The following is a 23,264-nucleotide window of genomic DNA, read 5'->3' as shown; positions in this document are numbered from 1 at the left end:
GATGGCTTGGACGGGATCGCAGGGGCTGCGTCTGGGGTGGGTGCTCGCGTTCGCGAGCATGACGGTGGCGGTGGTCGGGGTAGTCGGGGGCGTGGGGCGTGCGCAGGCGCAGCCGCAGCCAGCGGGCGTGCCGCCGCTGCTGGTGGGGGAGCGGGTCGGGCCGGGCTGGCAGTTCAGTGGCTTGCCGGAGCAGAAACTGCCGCGCACCCGCTATGACAGCGTGCTGCTGGATGGCCAGCGCGTGCTGCGGGTCGAGGCGCAGGGCAGCTACGGCCACCTCGTCCACGACCTGCCGCCGCACGCGGCGCCGACGTCCGGGCAGCTTGTCTGGCGCTGGCGGCTGGACCGGCCCAATGCGCGGGCCGACCTGCGGCAGAAGGCCGGTGATGATGTGGCGCTGAAGGTCTGCGCCTCGTTCGACCTGCCGCTGGCGCAGGTGCCGTTTGTCGAGCGCCAGGTGCTGCGACTGGCGCGCAGCCGCACCGGGCAGGCGCTGCCGGCCGCCACCGTCTGCTATGTCTGGGATCCGTCGCTGCCGGCGGGCACGGTGCTGGACAACGCCTACAGCCGCCGGCTGCGCATGGTCGTCGTGCGCGGGCAGGGCGATGCGCTCGGTGCCTGGGCGGACGAGCGGCGCGACGTGGCGGCCGATCTGCGCCGACTGTTCGGCGACGAGCTGGGCGGGGCCGGGGAGGCGCTGCCGCCGCTGACCGCCATCGCCGTCTCGGCTGACGCCGACAACACCGGCGCAGACAGCCTCGGCTACGTCGCCAGCGTGGCTCTGCAGCGATGACAGCGCCGCGGCCACAGCGCCTGCTGCTGCTCGGCGGCGGCCACGCGCAACTGGCGGTGCTGCAGGCGCTGGCGCAACAGCGGCCAGCGAACGTCGAGGTCGTGCTGGTGACGCCTGCGCCGCGGCAGGTCTACTCGGGCATGCTGCCCGGCTGGCTGGCGGGCCACTACACCGAGGCGCAGTGCGTGATCGCGCTGGCGCCGCTGGCCGAGGCGGCGGGCGTGACGCTGCGGCGCGCGGCGGCGGTCGGGCTGGACGCGGCGGCGCGCACGGTGCGGCTGGACGATGGCGGCGTGCTCGGCTATGACGTGCTGTCGGTGAACACCGGCCCGGTGCAGGATCCGGCGGCCTGGGGCGTGCCGGGTCAGACCGCTGTGCCGACGCTGCGTCCGATCGAGGACTGGCTGGCCCGCACCACGCGCCGGCTGGCCGAGGTGCCGCCGCGGCGGGTGGTCGTGGTGGGCGGCGGGGCGGCGGGGTTCGAGCTGGCGCTGGCGTGGCGGCACCGGCTGGAGGCGGCGGCAGAGGTGTCGATCGTCACCGGCCGCTCCGGCCTGCTGGCGAACTACCCGGCTGCCGTGCGCCGGCTGGGCCGGCAGGCGTTGGCGGCGCGGGGCGTGCGCTGCATCGAGGCTGCGGCGCGCGAGGTGTCGGCCGAGGCCGTGGTGACGGCGGACGGGCAGCGCCAGGCGGCGGACGAGGTGGTGCTGGCGGTCGGGACGGTCGCGCCGCGCTGGCTGCAGGGCAGCGGGCTGGCATTGGCGCCGGACGGCGGGCTGGCGACCCGGGCGACGCTGCAGAGCGTGTCCCATCCCGAGGTGTTCGCTGCGGGCGATGTCGCCAGCCGGCTGGACGGGCCGCTGCCCAAGAGCGGCGTCTACGCGGTGCGGGCGGGTGCCGCGCTGGCGGAGAACGTGCTGGGCCGGCTCGCGGGGCGGGCGCCGCAGCCGTGGGCTGCGCCGGTGCGCACGCTCAACCTGCTGTCGCTCGGCGAGCGCAGCGCCATCGCCGCCTGGGGGCCGCTGGCGGTGCAGGGCCGCTGGGTCTGGCGCTGGAAGGACCGCATCGACCGGGGCTTCATGGCCCGCCACGGTACGCACGCCAAGCCTGCCGCGACATAAAACGAAACACGCCGATACCTGCGGGAAAGGACAGCGCAGCAGGCGACGGGCACGATGGATCCCATGTTGCACCCGATTCCCTCCCTCAAAAGGAACCCCACCATGCGTCCCCTCATCAAGCGCTCCCTGTTCGCACTCGCCACCGCTGGTCTCGTGCTCGGCCTGTCCGCCTGTGGTCACACCCCGTTTGGCGGCGAAGGTCGCGGGGAAGGCCGTGGCGACCGTGGCGCCCACCACATGGGCATGGGCCACAGCCACAGCGAAGCCGACATGCAGAAGCGCCGCGACAAGATGGTGGAGCGCGCCACCAGCGAACTCTCGCTCGACGCCGCCCAGAAGGCCAAGCTCGTCACCCTGATGGACACGATGCACGCCAAGCGCATGGCCATGATGGCCGCCAATGGCGGGCAGATGGGGCAAGGCCAGGGCCAGGGCCAGGGCCAAGGCAAGGGCCAGGGCGACATGAAGGGCCATGAAGGCCACGGCGGTCGTGGTGGCATGGGCGGCGGCATGATGCCGCGCGCCGAGATGCAGGCGCTCATCAAGGGCGACAAGTTCGACCGCGCTGGCGCCCAGGCCCTCATCGACCAGAAGGCCAACGCCTTGCGCACCGCCTCTCCCGACGTCATCACCGCCATGGGCGACTTCTACGACAGCCTCAACCCCGAGCAGCAGGCCAAGGTCCGCGCCTTCATGGAACGCGGCCCGATGCGCCGCGGCATGATGGGTGGCCACCGCGGCTGATCCGTCGCACATCACACGTCACCGGCAGCAGGCGGACACACGGCGCTAGGATCCGGCCATGCCCCGCCTGCTGCTCATCGACGACGACGAACACCTGGCCGCCCCGCTGGCGGCCTACCTGAAACGCTTCGACCTCACGCTGGAGAGCGCATTGCGCCCGAGCGTGGGGCTGGCGAAGCTGCGCGAGGGCGGTTTCGATGCGGCGATCCTCGACGTGATGCTGCCCGAGATGGACGGCTTCGCGCTGTGCCGCACGGTCCGCGCCGACCCGCAACTCGCCACGCTGCCGATCCTGATGCTCACCGCGCGCGGCGACGTGATGGACCGGGTCATCGGCCTGGAACTCGGCGCCGACGACTACCTGCCCAAGCCCTTCGAGCCGCGTGAACTCGCCGCGCGGCTGCAGACCATCCTGCGCCGCCGCCAGCCGGTGGCCCCCGCGGCGACTGCGCCCGCGGAGAACGGCCGCCGCCTGGTGTTCGACGGCATCGAGATCGACCTGGACCGCCGGCAGGTGCTGCGCGACGGTGCCGAGGTCGAGCTGACCGGCACCGAGTTCGAGCTGCTGGCGCTGCTGGCCGGCGAGCCGCACAAGGTGTTCACCCGCGACGAGATCCTGTCCCGGCTGCGCGGCCACGACGCCGATGTCTACACCCGCGCCATCGACATCCTCATCAGCCGCATCCGCAAGAAGCTGGAGCCGCTCGACTGCATCAAGACCCTGCGCAACGCCGGCTACACCTTCGCCGGGGCGCGTCGGCCATGACCGTCATGGGCACGGCCGTGCCGGCGTGGCGGCGCTTCACCGGCGCGCTGGGCATGCGGCTGGTGCTGCTGTTCCTGGTGCTGGCGCTGGCGCTGACGGCGGTGTTCACGGGCGGGATGCAGCGGGCGATCGGCGGTGGCTGGCGCGCGCTGGTGCGACCGCTGGTGGCCGACTACGTGGACCGCCTCGCCGACGAACTGGGCGCGCCACCCGACGTCGAGCGAGCCAAGGCGCTGGTCGAGCGGCTGCCGCTGTCGGTGCGCATCCAGGGGCCGGCGGTGAACTGGGATTCGCACCCGCACCTGCGCGCGCTGCGCGAACAGCGCCGCGGCGAGGGGCCGCCCTGGCTCGCCAGCGGTCCCCATCACGGCGGTGCCCCGATGCACCGCAGGATGCATCCCGAGGACGACGACGCGCCCGATGCCGGCGACGACTCCGGGCGCGGCTGGCTGCTGCTGACCCGGACCACGGCCGATGGGCACACGGTGCATTTCGGCCTCGGCGACGTGCCCTGGCGCCAGCGCCCGCGCTCGATCGGCTGGTTCACGCTCGCGCTGCTGCTGGGGCTGACGGCGGTGGCCTATGCCGTGATGCGGCACTGGCTGCGCCCGCTCGGCGACATCCGGGCCGGGGCGGTGCGCTATGGACAGGGACAGTTCGATGCGCCGATCCCCGTGCGCGGCGACGATGAACTGGGACGGCTGGCCGGGCAGATCAACACGATGGCGGGCGAGCTGCGCCACATGCTCGATGCCAAGCGGGCGCTGCTGCTGTCGATCAGCCACGAGCTGCGCTCGCCGCTGACGCGGGCGCGGCTGAATGCGGAACTGGTCGAGGAAGGGCCATCCCGCGATGCGCTGCTGCGCGATCTGGGCGAGATGCGCGAACTCATCAGCGACCTGCTGGAGAGCGAGCGGCTGGCCGCCGGCCACGCGGCGCTGCAGCGCGAGCCGGTCGATCTGGCCGCGCTGGTCGAGGTGGCGGTGCATGAGCAGGTGCCGGCGGATGTGGCGCTGACGCTCGATCTGGACGCCGACCTCGGCACTGTGGCGGTGGACCCGGCGCGCTGGCGGCTGCTGGTGCGCAACCTCGTCGGCAACGCGCTGCGCCATGGCCAGCCGCCGCTCCACGTGCGCCTGGCCCGCGAGGGAGACGAGCTGGTCTTCACTGTCCGCGACCACGGCCCCGGCGTGGCGCCCGAGGCGCTGGCCCAGCTCGGCGAGGCGTTCTACCGGCCCGATGCGGCGCGTGGGCGCAGCAGCGGCGGGGTCGGGCTGGGGCTGTACCTGTGCCGGCTGGTGGCGCAGGCGCATGGCGGGCGGCTGGTGGCGCGGGCGGCCGAGCCGGGGTTGGTGGTCAGCGTGCGGATGCCTGTGGCGCGGTGATACGCTCCCCGTCATGAACGACCCCACCCAGACCGCCCCCCTGACCTCGGCCGAACTCGACCAACTCGACGCCTTCCTCGCCAGCCTGCCCGCCGGGGCGATGAACGTCGAGATGCTCGACGGTTTCTTCTGTGCGCTGCACTGCACGCCCGATCTGGTCGGCCCGGCCGTGTGGCTGCCGCTGGTCTGGGGCGAGACCGCGGACGCCGAAGCCTCGTTCGAAGATGAAGGCCAGGCCCGCACGATCGTCGGGCTGGTCACGCGCCACTGGAGCGCGGTGGCCGAGGAACTCGTTCGGACCGATGCCTCGGACACGCCCCGCGTGCCGCGCCTGAGCGCCGATGCACAAGGCCGCGTCGCCGGCAACGCCTGGGCCACCGGCTTCACGCGCGGCATGCAGGTGTCGCCGGAAGGCTGGCAGGAGGTGCTTGGCGATGACGAGGCCGGGGAGGTGCTGGTGCCGATGATGATGCTGCACCACGAGCACGACCCCGACGCGGCGCTGCGCCCGCCGCCGTTCGATGACGCAGTGCGCAGCGAGGTGATCGAGGCGATGGTGATGGGTGCGGCGCAGCTCTACCGCCATTTCGCGCCCGCCCGCCGCGCCGCGTCCCGCGCCGACCGTCAGGCGCTGACCTTTCGCCGCGAGGGCATCAAGCCCGGGCGCAACGACCCGTGTGCGTGCGGCAGCGGCAAGAAATTCAAGGCGTGCTGCGGGCGCAATTGATGGCCGCGCATCCTTTTGGTGGGGAGTTCGTCTTCACCACCATAGGAACCTCTTGAACTCCCATGAACAGCCTCACCCTGTCCCAGCGCACGCAGCAGTGGCCGCAGCAATACCCGCGTACTTTCCTGGTGGTGGCCGCCGCCATTTGGTGGGGGCTTTACCAGTCGCTGATTCCGGCGTCAGAGGCCTTGGTCGCAGCCTTGCCGGTGGACCGCAACAGCCACCTGGGGGGCGCGCTGCAGTTCTTTTTCTATGACACGCCCAAGGTGCTGTTGTTGCTGACAGCCGTCGTGTTCGTGATGGGGATGATCAATTCCTATTTCACGCCCGAGCGCACCCGCGCACTGCTGGCCGGACGCAGCGAAGGTGTGGCCAATGTCATGGCCGCCAGCCTTGGCATCGTCACACCGTTCTGTTCCTGTTCGGCGGTGCCGCTGTTCATCGGTTTCGTGCAGGCTGGCGTGCCGTTGGGCGTGACCTTCTCGTTCCTGATCTCGGCGCCCATGGTCAACGAAGTGGCGTTAGCGCTGCTGTTCGGCCTGTTCGGCTGGAAGATTGCGGCGCTGTACCTGGGTCTGGGGCTGACGGTGGCCATTGTCGCCGGCTGGGTGATTGGCCGGCTGAAGATGGAGGCGCACCTGGAAGACTGGGTGCGCGACATGCCCAAGGTGCACGCTGCTGCGGGTGAGGCCGGCCTGACTCTGGCCGAACGCATCGACGCCGGTTTTGCCAGCGTGCGCGAGATTGTCGGCAAGGTCTGGCCCTACATCCTGGCCGGCATTGCCATCGGTGCGGCCATCCACGGCTGGGTGCCGGAGGACTTCATGGCCTCGATCATGGGCAAGGAGGCTCCGTGGTGGTCGCTGCCACTGGCGGTGCTGATGGGTGTGCCGATGTACACCAACGCTGCCGGTGTCATCCCCATCGTGCAGGCGCTGCTGGCCAAGGGCGCGGCGCTGGGGACGGTGCTGGCGTTCATGATGAGCGTGATCGCGCTGTCGTTGCCTGAGATGATCATCTTGCGCAAGGTGCTCAAGGTGCGGCTGATCGCTACCTTCGGGGCGGTCGTGGCCACCGGCATCCTGCTGGTCGGTTTCGTGTTCAACGCTGTCGTCTGAATGCCATGCAACGCTGTTTTTCCCACTGGATCACCGCCTTGCTGCTCAGCGCCGCAAGCCTGACTGCGCACGCCGTGCAGGTCGAATTCCGCCCGGTGGGCGACGGTGTTTACGCCCATGTGGGCGACACCGGCGCACGCACTGCTCAGAACGAGGGACTGAACGCCAACATCGGGTTGGTCGTCACATCGGCGGGCGCGGTGCTGATCGACAGCGGCGCCACGTCCAGCAGTGCTGCGGACATTGCACGGGCAGCGGGCCGTGTGACCTCACAGCCTGTCCGGTGGGTGATCAACACCGGCGGTCAGGACCATCGCTGGCTGGGCAACGGCTGGTACAAGGCGCAGGGCATCGAACTGATTGCACATGCCCAGGCCGAAGCCGACATGAAGAGCCGCGGGAACGATCACCTGCAGGGTCTGAAGACTGTGCTGGGGTCGAAGGCCGATGGCACGGTGCCGACACTGCCGACGCGCTGGTTGCAGGGCAACGATGAGCGACTGGAACTCGGTGGTGTGGTGTTCGAGTTCAAGTACCGCGGTGGTGCGCATACACCCGGTGACATGATGGTCTGGTTGCCGCAAAAGGAAGTCCTGTTCACGGGCGACGTGGTGTACGTTGACCGCATGCTGGGTGTGTTGCCTGTGAGCAATACACGGCAGTGGCTGGCCACTTTCGCGGTCATCGAGGCACTGAAACCGCCCGTGCTGGTGCCTGGGCATGGCCGGGTGGCGAACTTGGCCATCGCACAGGCCGATACCCAGGCCTATCTGCTGGCGCTGCGTGCGCACATGAAACAGGCCGTGGACGGTGGCGCCGACGTGACGGCAGCCGTGAAATCCTTCGACGCCAAGCCGTTCATGCGGCTGTTGAACGCAGCCGAATTGATGCCAGGCAACGCCAGTCGAACCTACCTCGAACTGGAGCGCGAGTAGCGCTCTGCTCGCGCCCGACCGATCCCGATCACTTCACCCACGTCATCCACTTCATTCAGGAGACTCTCATGGACATCAAGGTACTCGGCACGGGTTGTGCCAACTGCAAGAACACCATCGCGCTGATCGAACAGGTCGCCAGGGAAAAAGGTGTGCCGGTCACGCTGACCAAGGTCGAAGAGCTGCGCGACATCATGGGCTATGGCGTCATGTCTACCCCCGGTGTGGTCGTGGACGGCAAGGTGGTGCATGCCGGTGGCGTGCCCAGCCGCACCAAGGTGGAACAGTGGATTGCTGCCTGAGCGATGCACCAGGAGCGATTGCAGGTGCTGGCCTGGCCCAGTACGCACGCAAAGGGTTTTCCGTCACCGGGAACGCCGTGATGGATGCGCAGACCATTGAGGCAAGCTGCTGCGAGGTCAGGCCATGAGTGCAGGACACGCGCATGCGCACCAGCCGGCCAACTTCGACCGTGCTTTCGGCATCGGGATTGCGCTGAACATTGCGTTTGTCGCGATCGAGTTCTTCTATGGCTTGAAGATCGACTCGCTGGCCCTCCTGGCCGATGCCAGCCACAACCTCAGCGATGTGATCGGGCTGGTGCTGGCCTGGGGAGGCACGCTGGCTGGCCGCCTGCAGCCCGATGCCCGCCACACCTACGGCTGGAAGCGCGCCAGCATCCTGGCGGCTTTCATCAATGCCCTGTTGCTACTGGTGGCGATGGGCTCGCTGGCCTGGGAGGCGGTGCACCGCCTGCAGACACCGCAGGCGGTCGAGGGCATTGCCATCATGGTGGTCGCTGGTATTGGTATCGCCGTCAATGCGACCACCGCATGGCTGTTCATGCAAGGTCGTGAGACCGACCTCAACATCCGCGGTGCTTTCCTGCACATGGCTGCAGATGCGTTGGTATCGGCTGGTGTGGTGGTGGCGGGTGGCCTGGCGCTGTGGTTCGGTTGGACTTGGCTGGACCCGGTGGTCAGCTTGCTGATCGCAGCGATCATCGTGGTGGGCACTTGGAGCCTGTTCAGGCAATCGCTGCACCTGTTGTTCGACGGCGTGCCTGAAGGTGTGGACCTGCATGCCGTACAAATGCTGTTGGAGTCGCTGCCCGGCGTGGAACGGGTGCATGACCTGCATGTGTGGGCGATGGGCACATCCCAGATCGCGATGACTGCGCATTTGGTGATGCCCCAGGGCCATGCCGACGATACCTTCCTGAAGCATGCGTCCGATGAACTGCATGAACACTTCGGCATTGAGCACGTGACGATCCAGGCGGTGAGGGTGCCGTTTACGCGGGCTTGTGCTGAACACTTGCACTTGCAACGGTGATCAGCGAGTCGAAGTCCGCACGGGCTCCTGCAGGCCATTGACCCCGGTACCGCGCTCCGTGGTCTTGGCCGTTGTCTGAATCCATTGGACTGAGGCTGGTGCCGGGCTACGTCCGACCACGTGCTGCGATCAGCGTCTCCAGACACTGCTCTCGAATGCCGTAGAACTGCTTGATCTCGCGAATCTGCGCCCGCACGGTGTCGGCGTGGCCTTCCGGTGTCTCGGTGCGCTTCACCGCCAGGATCATCTTGTTCTTGTTCGTGTGTTCCAGCGAGACGAACTCGAAGACCTGCGTGTCGTAGCCCTCGGCGTCCAGCAGCAGCGCGCGCAGGCTGTCGGTGACCATCTCGGCTTCCTGCCCCAGGTGGACGCCGTGCTGCAGCATCGGGCGCAGCAGCGGCGGCGTCTTCATCTGCGGGCGGACCTGCTGGTGGCAGCAGGGCGAGCACATGATGATCGACGCCCCGGCGCGCAGCCCGAAGTCGATCGCGTAATCGGTGGCAATGTCGCAGGCGTGCAGCGCGACCATCACGTCCAGCCCGACCGGCGTGTAGTGGCGCACGTCGCCCGCATCAAACCGCAGCCCGTCCAGCCCGTGCCGCGCCGCTGCGTCGTTGCACAGCGCCACCAGCTCCTCTCGCAGCTCCACCCCGGTCACCTGCGGCACACGCCCCTGCGCGCGCAGCCAGTCGTGCATCGCGAAGGTCAGGTAGCCCTTGCCGCAGCCGAAGTCGAACACGCCGACCGGCCGGTCCTTGGGCGCCCCCGCCAGCGGGGAGGCCGCCATCGCGCTGGCGAACACCTCGGTGAACTTGTTGATCTGGCGCCACTTGCGTGACATGGCCGGGATGAGCTGGTGCTGCGCGGTGGTGACGCCCAGGTCGGCCCAGAACGGACGGTCGAGCGAGAGCAGGCGGTGTTTCTCGCGGTTGTGCGCGGTGGCCGTGCCGGCGCTGTCGCGGCCGTCCCCGTCTCCGTCGTCGGCGGTGTCCTCGGCGGACGCGCCTTCGGCCGGCGCCGCCTTGCCCACGCGCAGCAGGCTCTTGTCGCGCCCGCCCTTTTCCTTGACGGTGAGCTGCACCTCCTGCGTGCGGGTGTGCAGGTGGGCGTTCTGGAACGCCGGCCCGATCAGCCCGTCCAGCACTGCCAGCGCCTCGGCGACCGGGTGGTTCTTGGTGATGTCCTTGGTGGTGTGGCGGTAGACGAGCTGCAGGCTGGCCGCGCCGCGCAGCATCACCGGCCGCACCAGCAGCCGCTCCAGCCCCGCTTCACCGCCGCGGTACTTGCCCAGCGTCAGGCGCACGAACTGGCGGCTGGCCAGCGCTGTGCCCAGCAATTGCAGGAACCGGGCGCGGGGCGTCGGCTGGTCGGGTGCAGGGATCAGGGTCGAGAACATGGGGGGATTGTCCCGCATCACTGCAGGGAGAACCGACGCCCCCTGTTTGAGGGGGTTTTGGTGCAACCGTTTGTACGACGCCCAAAAGTAAAAAAATGGAGCTAGATTGTGTAAAAACGTCCCTCTTTCCCCCGCTGTTCCCACGATTGCCGCCCATGAACAACCGCAGCCTTCCCTCCGCCGTTGCCCGCCCGCTGGTCCCCACCGTTTCCGGTGATGCGCTGGCCACGGCGGCTGTTTCGCTGCAGCCGGTGGCAGCCGATCCCGTGGTGCCCATCATCAGCATCGCTGCCACCAGCGCGAGCAAGGCCGAAGGGCCGTCCGGCACGACCGCCTTCACCTTCACCGTGAGCCGCGACAGCGCCCTCGGCGCCTCGTCGGTGAGCTGGTCCCTGATCCATGGCGGCACGGTGGACGAGGACTTCACCGGGGCCACCAGTGGCGAGGTCAACTTCGCCGACGGCGAAACGAGCAAGGTCATCACGGTGAGCGTCGTCGGGGACACGGTGATCGAACTGGACGAGACGTTCAGCGTGATGCTGTCGGGCCCGGAAGGCGCCACCCTCGGCACGGCGACTGCCACCGGCACCATCCTCAACGACGATGTCGGCAGCATCGGCATCGCCGCCGTCATCGGCAGCCGCCAGGAAGGGCAGAGCGGCGCATCCGCCTTCACCTACGCAGTGACGCGCACGACCGATGTCGGCACCGCGTCGGTGAACTGGGCGGTGGCGCACGGCAGCACCGTGGCGGCGGATTTTTCGGGCGCCACCAGCGGCACGGTGACTTTCGCGGCCGGCGAGATGGTCAAGCTGATCACGGTGAGCGCACTCGGCGAGACGCTGGTCGAGTCGGACGAGACGTTCAATGTCGTGCTGTCGGGCGCGGTCGGTGCCACGCTGGGCACGGCGTCGGCTGCTGGCATGATCCTGAACGACGACCTGCCGGCGGTGTCCATCGTGGCGATTGCCGCCAGCAAGGCCGAAGGCACGGGGGCGGCTGGCACCACGACGCCGTTCACGTTCAACGTCAACCGCAACAACGCGCTCGGCGCCTCCCGGGTGTCGTGGACGGTGCTGCACGGCACGACCACAGCCGCCGACTTCAGCGGCCCCACCAGCGGCGTGGTCAGCTTCCTGGCAGGCGAAACCAGCAAGACCATCACCGTCAATGTGGTCGCCGACAGCACCATCGAGCTGAACGAGAGCTTCAGCGTGCGCCTGTCCGGGACGCGCGGTTCCTCGCTGGGCACCGGCAGTGTGGCCACGGCCACCGTCATCAACGATGACCTGCCGACGGTGAGCATTGCGGCCACGAGCGCGAACAATGTCGAAGGCAACACGGGCACGACGCCGTTCACCTTCACCGTGACCCGCAGCAGCGGGGTGGGCACGTCGAGCGTGAACTGGGCGGTGCAGCACATGGGCACCAGCGCAGCCGATTTCACCGGCGCGACCAACGGCACGGTGAGCTTCCTGGCCGGTGAGACGAGCAAGGTCATCACGCTGACAGCGGTCGGCGAAACGGCGATCGAGCTGGACGAGGCCTTCAATGTGGTGCTGTCGGCGCCTGGTGGCGCCCAGCTGGGCACGGCGACCGCTGCCGGCCTGATCCGGGCGGATGACCTGCCGACCGTGGGCATCGCCGCCGCCAGCGCAAGCAAGGCCGAGGGCACCTCCACCACCGCCGGGGCCACGACCGGCTTCACCTTCACCGTCAGCCGCAACACCACGCTGGGCACCTCGTCGGTGAACTACGCGCTGGTGCTCGGCACGGCGACCGCCGACGATTTCAGTGGCGCCACGACCGGCACCGTGAGCTTCGCGTCTGGCGAGTCGAGCAAGACGGTGACGGTCAATGTCGTCGCGGACAGCACGATCGAGCTGGCCGAGACCTTCAGCGTGGTGCTGTCGAACCCGGTCGGTGCCTTGCTCGGCACGGCGACTGCCACGGGCACCATCGCCAACGACGACCTGCCGACCGTCAGCATCGCCGCCACCTCCGCCAGCCTCGCCGAAGGCAACACTGGCACGACATCCCGCACCTTCACCATCTCCCGCAACAGCAGCGTGGGCACCTCGTCGGTGAACTGGTCGGTGGCGCATGTCGGCACGGCCGCCGATGACTTCAGCGGCGCGCTGTCGGGCTCGGTGTCCTTCGCCGCGGGCGAGACGAGCAAGGTCATCACGGTCACGGCGCTGGGCGACACCACGATCGAGCTGAGCGAGGCGTTCAACGTCGTGCTCTCGACCCCGGTGGGCGCCAAGCTCGGCACGGCGTCGGCCACCGGCACCCTCGTCAATGACGACCTGCCGACGGTCAGCATCGCCGCCACCAGCGCGAGCAAGGCCGAGGGCAGCACCGGCACGACCCCGTTCACCTTCACCGTCACCCGCTCCAGCGGCGTGGGCACCGCGGCGGTCGGCTGGGCCGTGGCCCATGTGGGCACGGTGGCGGCCGATTTCTCCGGGGCGACGAGCGGCACGGTGAGCTTCCTGGCCGGCGAGACCAGCAAGGTGCTCACGCTCAATGTGGTCGGCGACACGGCGGTGGAACTCGACGAAGGCTTCAACGTCGTGCTGTCCAGCCCGACCAATGCGCTGCTCGGCACGACCACCGCCGCCGGCGTCATCCAGACCGACGATGTGCCGACGGTGAGCATCGCCGCCACCAGCGCGAGCAAGGCCGAGGGCAGCACCGGCACCACCGGCTTCACCTTCACCGTCACCCGCAGCAGCGGCCTGGGCACCTCGTCGGTCAACTACGCGCTGGTGCATGGCACGACCACCGCCGATGACCTCAGCGGCACCACGTCGGGCACGGTGAGCTTCGCCTCCGGCGAGACCAGCAAGGTGGTGACGATCAATGTGGTGGGCGACACCACGATCGAGCTGAACGAGACCTTCAGCGTGGTCTTGACCAACCCGGTCGGCGCCAAGCTCGGCACGGCGACGGCCACCGGCACCGTCGTGAACGACGACCTGCCGACCGTGAGCATCGCCGCCACGAGCGCGAACCGGGCGGAAGGCAGCACCGGCACGACGCCGTTCACCTTCACCGTGACGCGCAGCAGCGCGGTCGGGACGTCATCGGTGAACTGGGCCGTGGCCCACACGTCGACCGCCGCCACAGACTTCAGCGGCGCGACCAGCGGCAAGGTGAGTTTCCTGGCCGGCGAGACGAGCAAGGTCGTCACGGTGAACGTGGTGGGCGACACCACGATCGAGCTGAACGAGGCGTTCAACGTGGTGCTGTCGTCGGCCGTGGGTGCGAAGCTTGGCACCTCGACCGCAGCGGGCCTGGTCACGAATGACGACCTGCCGACCGTGAGCATCGCCGCCACCAGCGCGAACCGGGCGGAGGGCAACTCCGGCACGACCGGGTTTACCTTCACCGTGACCCGCACCAGCAACGTGGGCACGTCGTCCGTGAACTGGGCGGTGGCCAACGTCGACACGGTGGCGGCCGACTTCTCGGGTGTGACCAGCGGGGTGGTCAGTTTCCTGGCCGGCGAGACAAGCAAGGTCGTCACGGTGAACGTGGTGGGCGAGACGGCGATCGAGCTGAACGAGGCGTTCAACGTCGTGCTGTCCAGCCCGACCAACGCCCTGCTGGGCACGGCCACCGCTGCGGGCACCATCGTCAACGACGACCTGCCGACGGTGAGCATCGCCGCCACCAGTGCGAGCAAGGTCGAAGGCGGGACTGGCACGACGCCGTTCACGTTCACGGTCACGCGCAGCAGCGGGGTCGGGACGTCGTCGGTGAACTATGCGGTGGCGCATGTCGGCACCAGCGCGGACGATTTCAGCGGCGCGACCAGCGGCACGGTGAGTTTCCTGGCCGGCGAGACCAGCAAGGTCATCACGCTCAATGTGGTGGGTGACACCACGATCGAGCTGAGCGAGGCGTTCAACGTGGTGCTGTCGTCGGCCGTGGGCGCGAAGCTTGGCACCTCGACCGCAGCCGGCCTGGTCACCAACGACGACCTGCCGACGGTGAGCATCGCTGCCACCAGCGCGGACAAGGCCGAAGGCTCGGCCGGCGGCACGACCGCGTTCACCTTCACGGTGACACGCAGCAGCGGGGTCGGCACCGCGTCCGTCGGTTACGCGCTGGTCCATGGCACGACGGTCGCCGCCGACTTCAGCGGCACCACCGCGGGAACCGTGAGCTTTGCTGCCGGCGAGACCAGCAAGGTCATCACGGTCTACGCGGTGGCCGATGCGGTGATCGAGGGGAACGAGACCTTCAGCGTCGCGCTGTCGGCCCCCACGGGCGCGACACTCGGCACGGCGACCGCCGCGGGCCGCCTCGTCAACGATGACGTGCCGGTGCTGAGCCTGTCGGCGACCAGCGCCGACAAGGTCGAGGGCAGCAGCGGCACGACGCCCTTCACCTTCACCGTGACCCGCAACGTCGGCACGGGGGTGTCGTCGGTCGGTTACGCCGTGGTGCATGGCTCCACCAGCGCCGCCGACTTCAGCGGCACGACCAGCGGCACCGTCAGCTTCGCCGACGGCGAGACGAGCAAGGTCATCACGCTCAATGTCCTGGGCGACACGGTGGGCGAGGGCAACGAGACCTTCAGCGTCACCTTGTCCGGGGCCAGCAACGCCACGATCAGCACCTCGACTGCCGCGGGCACCATCCGCAACGACGACTCGGGCGGCGTGGGCGGCCTCAACAGCTCGATCTCGCAGGTCACCTACATCACCGTGCCGACCTCGGTGTCCGACAACATCGAAAACCTGGTCGACGGGGCCAAATGGGGCGGCGCGATCGGCACCGGTGCGCAGCTCACCTACAGCTTCTCGACATCCGCGTCGGTCTTCACCTACTCGAATCTGACCCACAACCCCTTCACCGAACTCAACGCCAACCAGCAGGCCGCCGCCCGCATGGCGATGAATGCGCTGTCCTCGGTCTGCAACATCACCTTCACCGAGGTGGCCGACACCTCGATCGGTGCCGGCGACATCCGCTGGACCCTGTCGCAGAACGCGGCGCTGTCCACGGCCCACGCCTATTACCCGTCGACGGCAGCGGCAGGGGGCGACATCTGGTTCGGCCCGAGCGGCTCCTACACCACGCCCGTGGTCGGTGGTTACAGCTACCACACCTTCATCCATGAACTGGGCCACGCCGTGGGACTGGAACACCCGCACGATGGCTCGCCGGCGCCCGTCGTCGGCGAGGACCAGCTGAAATACAGCGTGATGAGCTACAAGGACAACGCCACCGACACCAACGACGGCTACGGTTCCTCGTACTTCCCGACCTCGTACATGCTCAACGACATCGCTGCGCTGCAGTACATGTACGGCATCAACGGCGCGACCAACCAGGGCAACACCGTCTACACCTGGACCGCGGGCAGCAAGGTCTACGAGTGCCTCTGGGACACCGGCGGCATCGACACCATCGACGCCAGCAGCCAGACGCTGAGCGTCACGCTCAACCTGAACGGTGGTACCTGGTCGACCATCGGCTCCAGCTACTCCAACCAGGCCGCCCAGGTGCGCGACAGCCTGGGCATCGCCTTCGACGTGGTGACCGCAACGGTCGACAGCCGCATCGAGAACGCCATCGGCACCGCGCAGACCGACACCCTGATCGGCAACGCGGTGGCCAACACGCTCACGGGCGGCGCCGGGGCGGACACGCTGACCGGTGGTGCGGGCGCGGACGTGTTCCGTTTTGTCACCACCGCGCAGGGCGGCGACACGCTGACGGACTTCACCAGCGGCAGCGACAAGATCCAGGTCGTCAGCGCGAACTTCGGTGCCTTGCCGGTGGGCACGCTGGCGAGCACCCGGTTCGTGTCGGGGGGAACACCGACTGCGCTCGATGCGAATGCAGTCTTCCTCTACAACTCGACGACCGGCGTGCTGACCTTCGACAGCAACGGCACGGGCGCCGGTGGTACGACCGTGGTGGCGACGCTGGCCTCGGGCTTCCGCACGCTGGTGGCGGGCGATATCCAGGTGACAGCGGCCTGAGCCTGACTTTCGGCACCTGCCACGCATCGCTTTGTGCATGAACATTGCCACACGGTGATGTGTCGCGCGCAGCGCGATTGCCCAGTCTGCTGCGTCGTCAGGTGGCTGCATGCACGGCGCTTCACCGGTGGAACATTCATGTCAATCACGTTCTGGTGACCGGGGTAAGCAAATGAAGTCGATCGGTGAAGTGCTGTCAACCAACAAGCTCAACGCCCAACACGGAGGTGGGCGACTCATCTGGCCTGCTGCCTGCGTCGTGATGGCCTTGGCAGGGTGTGCCACTGCGCCGACGTCACCGCCGCCGCCCGCATCCACTGGCGCGGCTGGTGGCGGAGCTGCCGTGGGTGCCGACGACAAGCTGGAGACGTGTGCACAACCGGTCGGTACGGTCCGGTTGCAGGATGGCAATGCCTCGGCGGATACCCGAAATGATGAAACAGCCTCTAACGCGACGGTCCAGTCGTTGCGACTGCTGCTCCAGGATCTCAAGGATTTCAGTCCAAAAGGCAAGGGGCAGTCCGACGGGTTCTCGATCGATTCGTTGCGACTGTTGATTCAGCAATCGAATTGCCTCGTCATCGTGGACCGCGGTGCGGCAGAGGGCGCCTCCAGTGATGAGAAGCGGCGTACTCGTACCAGCGGAGAGGTTCGGGACGGTGCCAACATGGGCCAGGGTCAGGAAGTGGCCGCCGATTTTGTGCTGCGTGCGGTCGTGTTGTCGGCCGGTACCGAGCAGACAAGCAGCTTCAATGTGGGGTCGCTGCTGCCCATTCCCATGCTGGGTGGGCTGAGCACAGGCCAGTCGACCTCAACCGCCAATGTCCAACTGGTGCTGTCCGATGTCCGTGCCAAGATCCAATTGGCTGTGGCGCAAGGAGCGGGTTCTGGAAAGAACACCAGTCTGGCCAGCGGGGTGCTGGGCCGGTTTGGTGGAGGACAGATCAAGACAGAAAACAAGACCCAGGCCTCCACCGTGATGTTGCAAGCCTTCGCGGACGCCTACAACAAACTGGTTCCTGCGTTGCGCAACTACAAGGCCCAGACCGTCAAGGGCGGGCTGGGCGCAGGTGGCACGCTGGGGGTGTCTGGCGGTGCGACCGAATCGTCCCGCGCGGTTGATCAGAAGGCGAAAAAGAAATGAACCGCACGCTGGCTGCAGGGGAGCGTTCGGGCGTCGCCCATGCTGCGACTGTGGTCGTGGTGGCGCTGGGCCTGTGGGGTGGGGCTGTGCAGGCGGCGGAGTTCCACCTGTATCTGCAGTGCCAGGGCAAGGTGGCTTCTCGGGGCATTGCCCATGATGCCCACCTGCAACTGGCAATGAGGGACAACAATCTCACCGCGCTGATCCAGAAGTCCAACCTGCTGCCTGTCGGTGAGCGCATGAAGTATGTGAAGACCGAGGTGGCTTACACGCTGACCTATCGAACACCACAGGCCCGCAGCCACATCGTGAGGGACTGGTTCAGCGGCCAGATTTTTGTCTGGCTGCCGGATCTCAAGCGCCTGGCCGAGACTCGCCTGTCGATCGACCGGCAGACCGCCGTGCTGCAGGGCGAACTGCTCAACGCCGAGGGCGACCTGCTCGGCAACCTGCGCATGGACTGCCAGCCGGTTTCGCCGGACGATTTGCCTGCACCGAAATTTTGACATCGCGCAGCCCGGGAGCCGGGCGTGCCCATGAGAATCACGGGATCTGTTGGCTGTGAAAGGCCTGTTCCGTGCCCAGTGCATTCAATTTTTCGGCGTCGCCCTTCGACGCCCTCCAGGCCGAGGAGCGTCAGCGCGTTCGGCGCAGCGTGGACATCGAGTATTTCCGCGAGGGCGCTGTCATCCTGGCTCCCGGCGTGGAGCCGACCCACCTGTTCGTGGTCATCAAGGGCCATGTCCAGCAATGGGAGGGCGACGAGCACCAGGCCACCTTTGGTCCCGACGACTGCTTCGACGGTCGCGGGCTGGTGGCGGGCCGGACCAGCAGCCGCTTCGTGGCCAGTGAGGAAGTGGTGCTGTACCGGCTGGCCCGGGCGACTGTCCTGGCGCTGATCGCCAGCAATGCCACGTTCGGGGCGTTGCTGTTCGCCGATCTGTCGAACAAGCTCGGTGCGCTGGCCGAGCGGCGCAGCCAGCATGAACTCCAGTCGCTGACCATGGCGCGGGTCGACCAGGCGTACCTGCGGGCGGCACATTTTGTCGATGCCGACCAGGATGTGGCCTCGGTGGCCCGGGTCTTCCACGAACAGCGCACGACCAATGTGCTCGTGCGCGACACCGCGGCCAGCCCGCCCCGGCTCGGCATCTTCACCGTCACCAGCCTGCCCAAGGCCATCATGACCGGCGTGCCGCTGGACCAGCTGCCCGTGCGCACGCTGGCCAATTTCAAGCTGGTGACGATTCGCCCGAGCACACCGCTGTTCGACGCGCTGGCGCTGATGATCCGCCACCGCATCCACCGGCTGGTGGTGGCCGAGGGGGAGCACATCCTCGGGTTCCTGCAGCAGCTCGACCTGCTGAGCTATCTCTCCAACCACTCCTACCTGATCACGCTGCAGATCCTGGAGGCGAACGACCTGGCCGCACTCCAGGCCGCGGCCGAGCAGATCACGCGCCTCATCGGCGTGCTGGAGCACAGCGGCACCAAGGTCGGCATGATCGCCCGGCTGGTGCAGGAGCTGAATGCGACCTTGTTCGAGCGCGCCTGGCAACTCATCGCTCCGGCGGATCTGGTCGCCAACAGCTGCCTGTTCGTCATGGGCAGCGAGGGGCGCGGCGAGCAGCTGCTCAAGACCGACCAGGACAACGGGCTGATCCTGCGCAACGGCTATGAATGCCTGCACGACCTCGGCACGCTGTGTGACCGGTTCTCTGCGGCACTGGCCACCTTCGGGTATCCGCCGTGCCCGGGCCGCATCATGGTCAGCAACCCGGACTGGCGCGACAGCGAGGACGGGTTCGCGCGGACCGTGCGCGAATGGCTGTTCGCGCCGACCTCCGACCATCTGATGTCGCTCGCGATCTTCCTGGATGCGCACAGCGTGGCGGGCGATGCGGCGCTTCTGGAGAGCGTGCGCGAGCAGGTCTGGCGCTTTGCCCATGACAACGCCGGCACGCTCGGGCGCTTTGCCGGGGCCATCGACGCCTTCAGCACCGACAGCGGCTGGTGGAACCGCCTGCTGCACCTGGGCGATGGGGGCAAGGATCTGCTCGATCTGAAGAAGGCCGGCATCTTCCCGATCGTGCACGGTGTGCGCAGTCTGGCGTTCGAGCACCGGATCGCCGCCACCGGCACGGCAGAGCGGATCGAGGCCCTGCTCGCAGGCGGGCATCTGCCCGCCGACCTGGGCACGGACCTGGTCGACAGCCTGCACTTTTTCATGGGGCTGAAACTGCGCGCGGGGCTGCAGGCGCTGGAGCAGGGCCGTACGGTCAGCGCCGGCATCGCGCTGGACAAGCTCGGTAGCCTGGACCGTGACCTGCTGAAAGACACCCTGGCCGTGGTCAAGCGCTTCAAGGCCTATTTGCGGCTGCACTTCCACCTGGACGTGATCTGATGTCCGCCGGTCAGCATGGAACGCACGGCATGGACGGCATGGCCCCAATCTCCGGCCGCTGGGCGGCACTCAAGCGGGCGTGGATGCTGTGGCATCTGGCGGATCCGGGCCTGCGCTACCTCTACGATGCGCCGCCGCCGAATGAATGGGTGTCAGTCGACTGTGAAACCACCGGACTGGATACCCGGCGGGACGAGATCATCGCCATCGGCGCCGTGCGCATCGTCGGCGACCGGGTGATGACCAGCGAGGCCTTGTCGCTGCTGGTGAAACCCAGCAAGGCCTTCACCGCGGACAGCGTGCGCATCCACCGCCTGCGCGAGCAGGATGTTGCGCAGGGGCTGGAGCCGGAGGAGGCGATGCGCCAGTTGCTGGCCTTCATCGGCAGCCGGCCACTGGTCGGGTATTTCCTCGAATTCGATGTGGCGATGATCAACCGGGTGTTGTTTCCGATGCTGGGAGTCGGGCTGCCGCAGCCGAAGATCGAGATCTCGGCGTTGTTCCACGACTACAAGACCCGCCAGCAGGCGGGGCGTGTGCAGAACCCGCACATCGACCTGCGCTTCGACACGCTGATGGCCGAGCTGGAGCTGCCGCGGCGGGATGCCCATGACGCGCTCAACGACGCGGTCATGGCGGCGCTGGCCTTCATCAAGTTGCGGCATCTGAGCATTTGAGCATCTGAAACAGCCAACAAAAAACCCGGCAGGGTTGCCGGGTTCTTGTGGGTTCCCGCTTGCGCGGGAATGACGGGGCGGGGGGTCAGTGGCCCGAAGCGCCGTCGGCACCGAGGCCGGTTTCCGAGCGCACTTGCTGTGCTTCGAAGGCCGCACGTTCCGAAGTCGCTTGCGCGCTGCGGTCCATGATCGACACGATCCAGATCACCACGAAGGCGATGGTCATCGAGAACAGCGCAGGCGAGCTGTACGGGAACCAGGCCGAGCCCTTCGGGTTGCCGAGCGTGGCTTCCCACACCGACGGCGACACGACGGTCAGCACGACCGACGAGATCAGGCCCATGAAGCCACCAGCGACAGCACCCTTGGTGGTGCAGTCCTTCCACAGCACGCTCATGAAGAGCACCGGGAAGTTGGCCGAAGCAGCGATCGCGAAGGCCAGCGACACCATGAAGGCGATGTTCTGCTTCTCGAACACGATGCCCAGCGTCACGGCCAGCACACCCAGGCACAGCGTGGTGATGCGCGAGACCTTCAGCTCCGCATTGCTGTCCGCCTTGCCCTTCTTGATCAGCGTGGCGTAGATGTCGTGGGACACCGCCGAGGCGCCCGACAGCGTCAGACCGGCCACCACCGCCAGAATCGTCGCGAAGGCCACGGCCGAGATGAAGCCGTAGAACACGTTGCCGCCGACGGCCTTGGCCACCAGCACGGCCGCCATGTTGGCCGTGCCCGCGCCGCCGTTGATGACGCCCTTGGCGACATTGGCGTACTCGGGGTTGGTCAGCACCAGCGTGATCGCGCCGAAGCCGATGATGAAGATCAGCACATAGAAGTAGCCGATCCAGGTCGTCGCCCAGAACACCGACTTGCGGGCTTCCTTGGCATCCGGCACCGTGAAGAAGCGCATCAGGATGTGGGGCAGACCAGCGGTACCGAACATCAGCGCCATGCCGAAGCTGATCGCGGAGATCGGATCCTTGATGAAGCCACCAGGGCCCATCAGCGACAGGCCGGTCTTCTCGGGGTTCATCGCTTCGGCCTTGGCCAGCGCAGCGGCAGCGGCCGAAGCGGCTTCCGGCGTGGCGGCTGCGGCAGCGGATGCGGCGGCGGCGGCCACGGCAGCAGCCTGCGCGTTCACGGCAATGGCGGTCTTGACCGCGACACCCTTGGCGAACAGCGCTTCCGGCGAGAAGCCGAACTGCGACAGCACCATGATGGCCATGAAGGTCACGCCCGACAGCAGCAGGCAGGCCTTGATGATCTGCACCCAGGTGGTGGCCGTCATGCCGCCGAACAGCACGTAGACCATCATCAGCGCGCCGACGATCACGACCGCCATCCAGTATTCGAGACCGAACAGCAGCTTGATCAGCTGACCGGCGCCGACCATCTGGGCGATCAGGTAGAACGCCACCACGACCAGCGTGCCCGAAGCCGCAAACGCGCGGATCGGACCCGGCTTGAAGCGGTAGCCGGCCACGTCGGCAAAGGTGAACTTGCCGAGGTTGCGCAGGCGTTCGGCCATCAGGAAGGTGATGACGGGCCAGCCGACCAGGAAGCCGATCGAGTAGATCAGGCCGTCGTAGCCGGTGGCCATCACGGCGGCGGAGATGCCGAGGAAGGAGGCGGCCGACATGTAGTCGCCCGCAATCGCCAGACCGTTCTGGAAGCCGGTGATGCCGCCACCGCCGGTGTAGAAGTCAGCCGCCGACTTGGTCTTGCTGGCTGCCCACTTCGTGATGTAGAGCGTGCCCGCCACGAACGCCGCGAACATGCCGATCGCGGTCCAGTTGGTCGCTTGCTTGGCGATCTGGCCCATGTCGGCGCCAGCGGCCAGCGCGGCCCCTGCGCCCAGCAGCCCGACCAGGGCCATCAGGGTTTTGAACGTACGGCTCACTTGGAGACCTCCTGCAGGATTTCGCGGGTCAGGCGATCGAACTCGTCGTTCGCACGACGCACGTAGATGCCGGTGATGATGATCGTGAAGACGATGATGCCCATGCCGATGGGGATGCCGATCGTCGTCACGCCCGCGCCCATGGGCTGGGCGAGGAATTCCTTGTTGAACGCGATCAGCGCGATGTAGCCGTAGTACACGACCATCATCAGCAGTGTCAGCATCCAGCCGAAACCGCCGCGTTTTTGTTTGAGTTCCGCATATTTAGGGTTTGCCCTAATGCGAGAGATGACAGGATCTGCCATTGAGGTCTCCTACTAGATACCATTGAATCAGAATAATTCGAAGTGCAGTCTAGGAGTCGATTCTGACCAAATACTGACCCTTGGATCATAAATATCTGACGGATAAATTACATATAATCGGCAGGCTGACGGTGTGATATTCGTCAACACTGACTTTTTTCTGACAAAAGGCTGGCGCCTTGAAACAGCCAGGCGCCAGTCGAGGCGACTGTGCCGCCGTGCCGTCGATGGGCGATCGGGCGGCAGCGGTGTCCCTGCGCATGGCGGCAGGCTTTCACGGTTCTGCCAAAGTTCTGTCGAGGACTTGGCTGATTCGGTGTGATCAATTCACCAAAAATTGTCACTCAACCCCCCAATTGCAGGAGTCTCTCCCCTTACAAGCAGGGGGCCTTCGTTTATAAAGCACTGCCGGTTTTCATTTTCCTCTGATTCAGAACCTTCAACTGAAACTGAATTGCCTAGGGGGTCGAAATGAATATCCGGCCATACATCCGGGAAATCCTGCGGGGCGG

Annotated in this window: 18 protein-coding genes; 15 read left to right on the top strand and 3 right to left on the bottom strand. The window is 67.2% G+C overall.

Annotated elements, in window-relative coordinates; translation table 11 throughout:
• Position 1 precedes the first annotated feature (1 nt).
• The 10 genes from U5O44_RS05550 (at position 2) to U5O44_RS05505 (ending at position 8,924) form a co-directional block, all read left to right on the top strand.
• Positions 2-793: a DUF3047 domain-containing protein gene (locus U5O44_RS05550; protein ID WP_322587467.1), complete on the top strand. Its 792-nt coding sequence runs from the start codon at positions 2-4 to the stop codon at positions 791-793.
• Positions 790-1,914 (top strand): FAD-dependent oxidoreductase, encoded by a 1,125-nt coding sequence (locus U5O44_RS05545; protein ID WP_322587466.1) that lies wholly within the window; start codon positions 790-792, stop codon positions 1,912-1,914. Before U5O44_RS05550 ends, U5O44_RS05545 begins: the two co-directional genes overlap by 4 nt.
• A 102-nt stretch (positions 1,915-2,016) precedes the next feature.
• Positions 2,017-2,658, top strand: coding sequence for a Spy/CpxP family protein refolding chaperone (locus tag U5O44_RS05540; RefSeq protein ID WP_322587465.1), 642 nt, complete (start codon positions 2,017-2,019; stop codon positions 2,656-2,658).
• A gap of 58 nt (positions 2,659-2,716) precedes the next feature.
• Positions 2,717-3,424 carry a response regulator transcription factor gene (locus U5O44_RS05535; protein WP_322587464.1) on the top strand — a complete coding sequence of 236 codons (708 nt, stop codon included), beginning with the start codon at positions 2,717-2,719 and terminating at the stop codon, positions 3,422-3,424.
• Complete coding sequence (locus U5O44_RS05530; protein ID WP_322587463.1) at positions 3,421-4,809, top strand: HAMP domain-containing sensor histidine kinase; 1,389 nt, start codon at positions 3,421-3,423, stop codon at positions 4,807-4,809. The genes U5O44_RS05535 and U5O44_RS05530 overlap by 4 nt, the downstream gene beginning before the upstream one ends.
• A 13-nt stretch (positions 4,810-4,822) precedes the next feature.
• Complete coding sequence (locus U5O44_RS05525; RefSeq protein WP_322587462.1) at positions 4,823-5,536, top strand: UPF0149 family protein; 714 nt, start codon at positions 4,823-4,825, stop codon at positions 5,534-5,536.
• A 62-nt stretch (positions 5,537-5,598) separates the two neighbouring features.
• Positions 5,599-6,654, top strand: coding sequence for a permease (locus U5O44_RS05520; RefSeq protein ID WP_322587461.1), 1,056 nt, complete (start codon positions 5,599-5,601; stop codon positions 6,652-6,654).
• Positions 6,655-6,659: 5 nt separating this feature from the next.
• Positions 6,660-7,589 (top strand): MBL fold metallo-hydrolase, encoded by a 930-nt coding sequence (locus U5O44_RS05515; protein ID WP_322587460.1) that lies wholly within the window; start codon positions 6,660-6,662, stop codon positions 7,587-7,589.
• 68 nt (positions 7,590-7,657) lie between these two features.
• On the top strand, positions 7,658-7,891 hold the full coding sequence (locus tag U5O44_RS05510; protein WP_322587459.1) for a thioredoxin family protein: 234 nt from the start codon (positions 7,658-7,660) through the stop codon (positions 7,889-7,891).
• A 124-nt stretch (positions 7,892-8,015) separates the two neighbouring features.
• Positions 8,016-8,924, top strand: a complete 909-nt coding sequence (locus tag U5O44_RS05505) for a cation diffusion facilitator family transporter (protein WP_322587458.1) — start codon at positions 8,016-8,018, stop codon at positions 8,922-8,924.
• A 106-nt stretch (positions 8,925-9,030) separates the two neighbouring features.
• On the opposite strand, the gene U5O44_RS05500 is transcribed toward U5O44_RS05505, so the two are convergent.
• Complete coding sequence (locus tag U5O44_RS05500; RefSeq protein ID WP_322587457.1) at positions 9,031-10,320, bottom strand: class I SAM-dependent methyltransferase; 1,290 nt, start codon at positions 10,318-10,320, stop codon at positions 9,031-9,033.
• 155 nt (positions 10,321-10,475) lie between these two features.
• Here U5O44_RS05500 and U5O44_RS05495 point away from each other — a divergent pair, with 155 nt between their 5' ends.
• From U5O44_RS05495 to U5O44_RS05475, 5 genes are all read left to right on the top strand, one after another.
• Positions 10,476-16,322, top strand: coding sequence for a Calx-beta domain-containing protein (locus U5O44_RS05495; protein ID WP_322587456.1), 5,847 nt, complete (start codon positions 10,476-10,478; stop codon positions 16,320-16,322).
• 343 nt (positions 16,323-16,665) lie between these two features.
• Positions 16,666-17,466, top strand: coding sequence for a hypothetical protein (locus U5O44_RS05490; RefSeq protein ID WP_322587455.1), 801 nt, complete (start codon positions 16,666-16,668; stop codon positions 17,464-17,466).
• A complete protein-coding gene (locus tag U5O44_RS05485) occupies positions 17,463-17,972 on the top strand; it encodes a hypothetical protein (RefSeq protein ID WP_322587454.1) in 510 nt (169 codons plus the stop codon). Before U5O44_RS05490 ends, U5O44_RS05485 begins: the two co-directional genes overlap by 4 nt.
• 71 nt (positions 17,973-18,043) lie before the next feature.
• The gene (locus tag U5O44_RS05480; RefSeq protein ID WP_322587453.1) at positions 18,044-19,870 is read left to right on the top strand and encodes a putative nucleotidyltransferase substrate binding domain-containing protein; all 1,827 of its coding nucleotides are present in this window, start codon (positions 18,044-18,046) and stop codon (positions 19,868-19,870) included.
• Positions 19,870-20,547, top strand: coding sequence for a 3'-5' exonuclease (locus U5O44_RS05475; protein ID WP_416222132.1), 678 nt, complete (start codon positions 19,870-19,872; stop codon positions 20,545-20,547). The genes U5O44_RS05480 and U5O44_RS05475 overlap by 1 nt, the downstream gene beginning before the upstream one ends.
• 85 nt (positions 20,548-20,632) lie before the next feature.
• On the opposite strand, the gene U5O44_RS05470 is transcribed toward U5O44_RS05475, so the two are convergent.
• Both U5O44_RS05470 and U5O44_RS05465 read right to left on the bottom strand, forming a co-directional pair.
• On the bottom strand, positions 20,633-22,423 hold the full coding sequence (locus tag U5O44_RS05470) for a cation acetate symporter (RefSeq protein ID WP_322588469.1): 1,791 nt from the start codon (positions 22,421-22,423) through the stop codon (positions 20,633-20,635).
• A 20-nt stretch (positions 22,424-22,443) separates the two neighbouring features.
• Positions 22,444-22,752, bottom strand: coding sequence for a DUF485 domain-containing protein (locus U5O44_RS05465; protein WP_322587452.1), 309 nt, complete (start codon positions 22,750-22,752; stop codon positions 22,444-22,446).
• Positions 22,753-23,264 lie beyond the last annotated feature (512 nt).

The organism is Sphaerotilus sp. (genome assembly GCF_034519685.1).
Taxonomy (GTDB): domain Bacteria; phylum Pseudomonadota; class Gammaproteobacteria; order Burkholderiales; family Burkholderiaceae_C; genus Sphaerotilus.
Note: the sequence above shows the minus strand (reverse complement) of the source record. Positions and strands in the feature narration are given on the sequence as shown.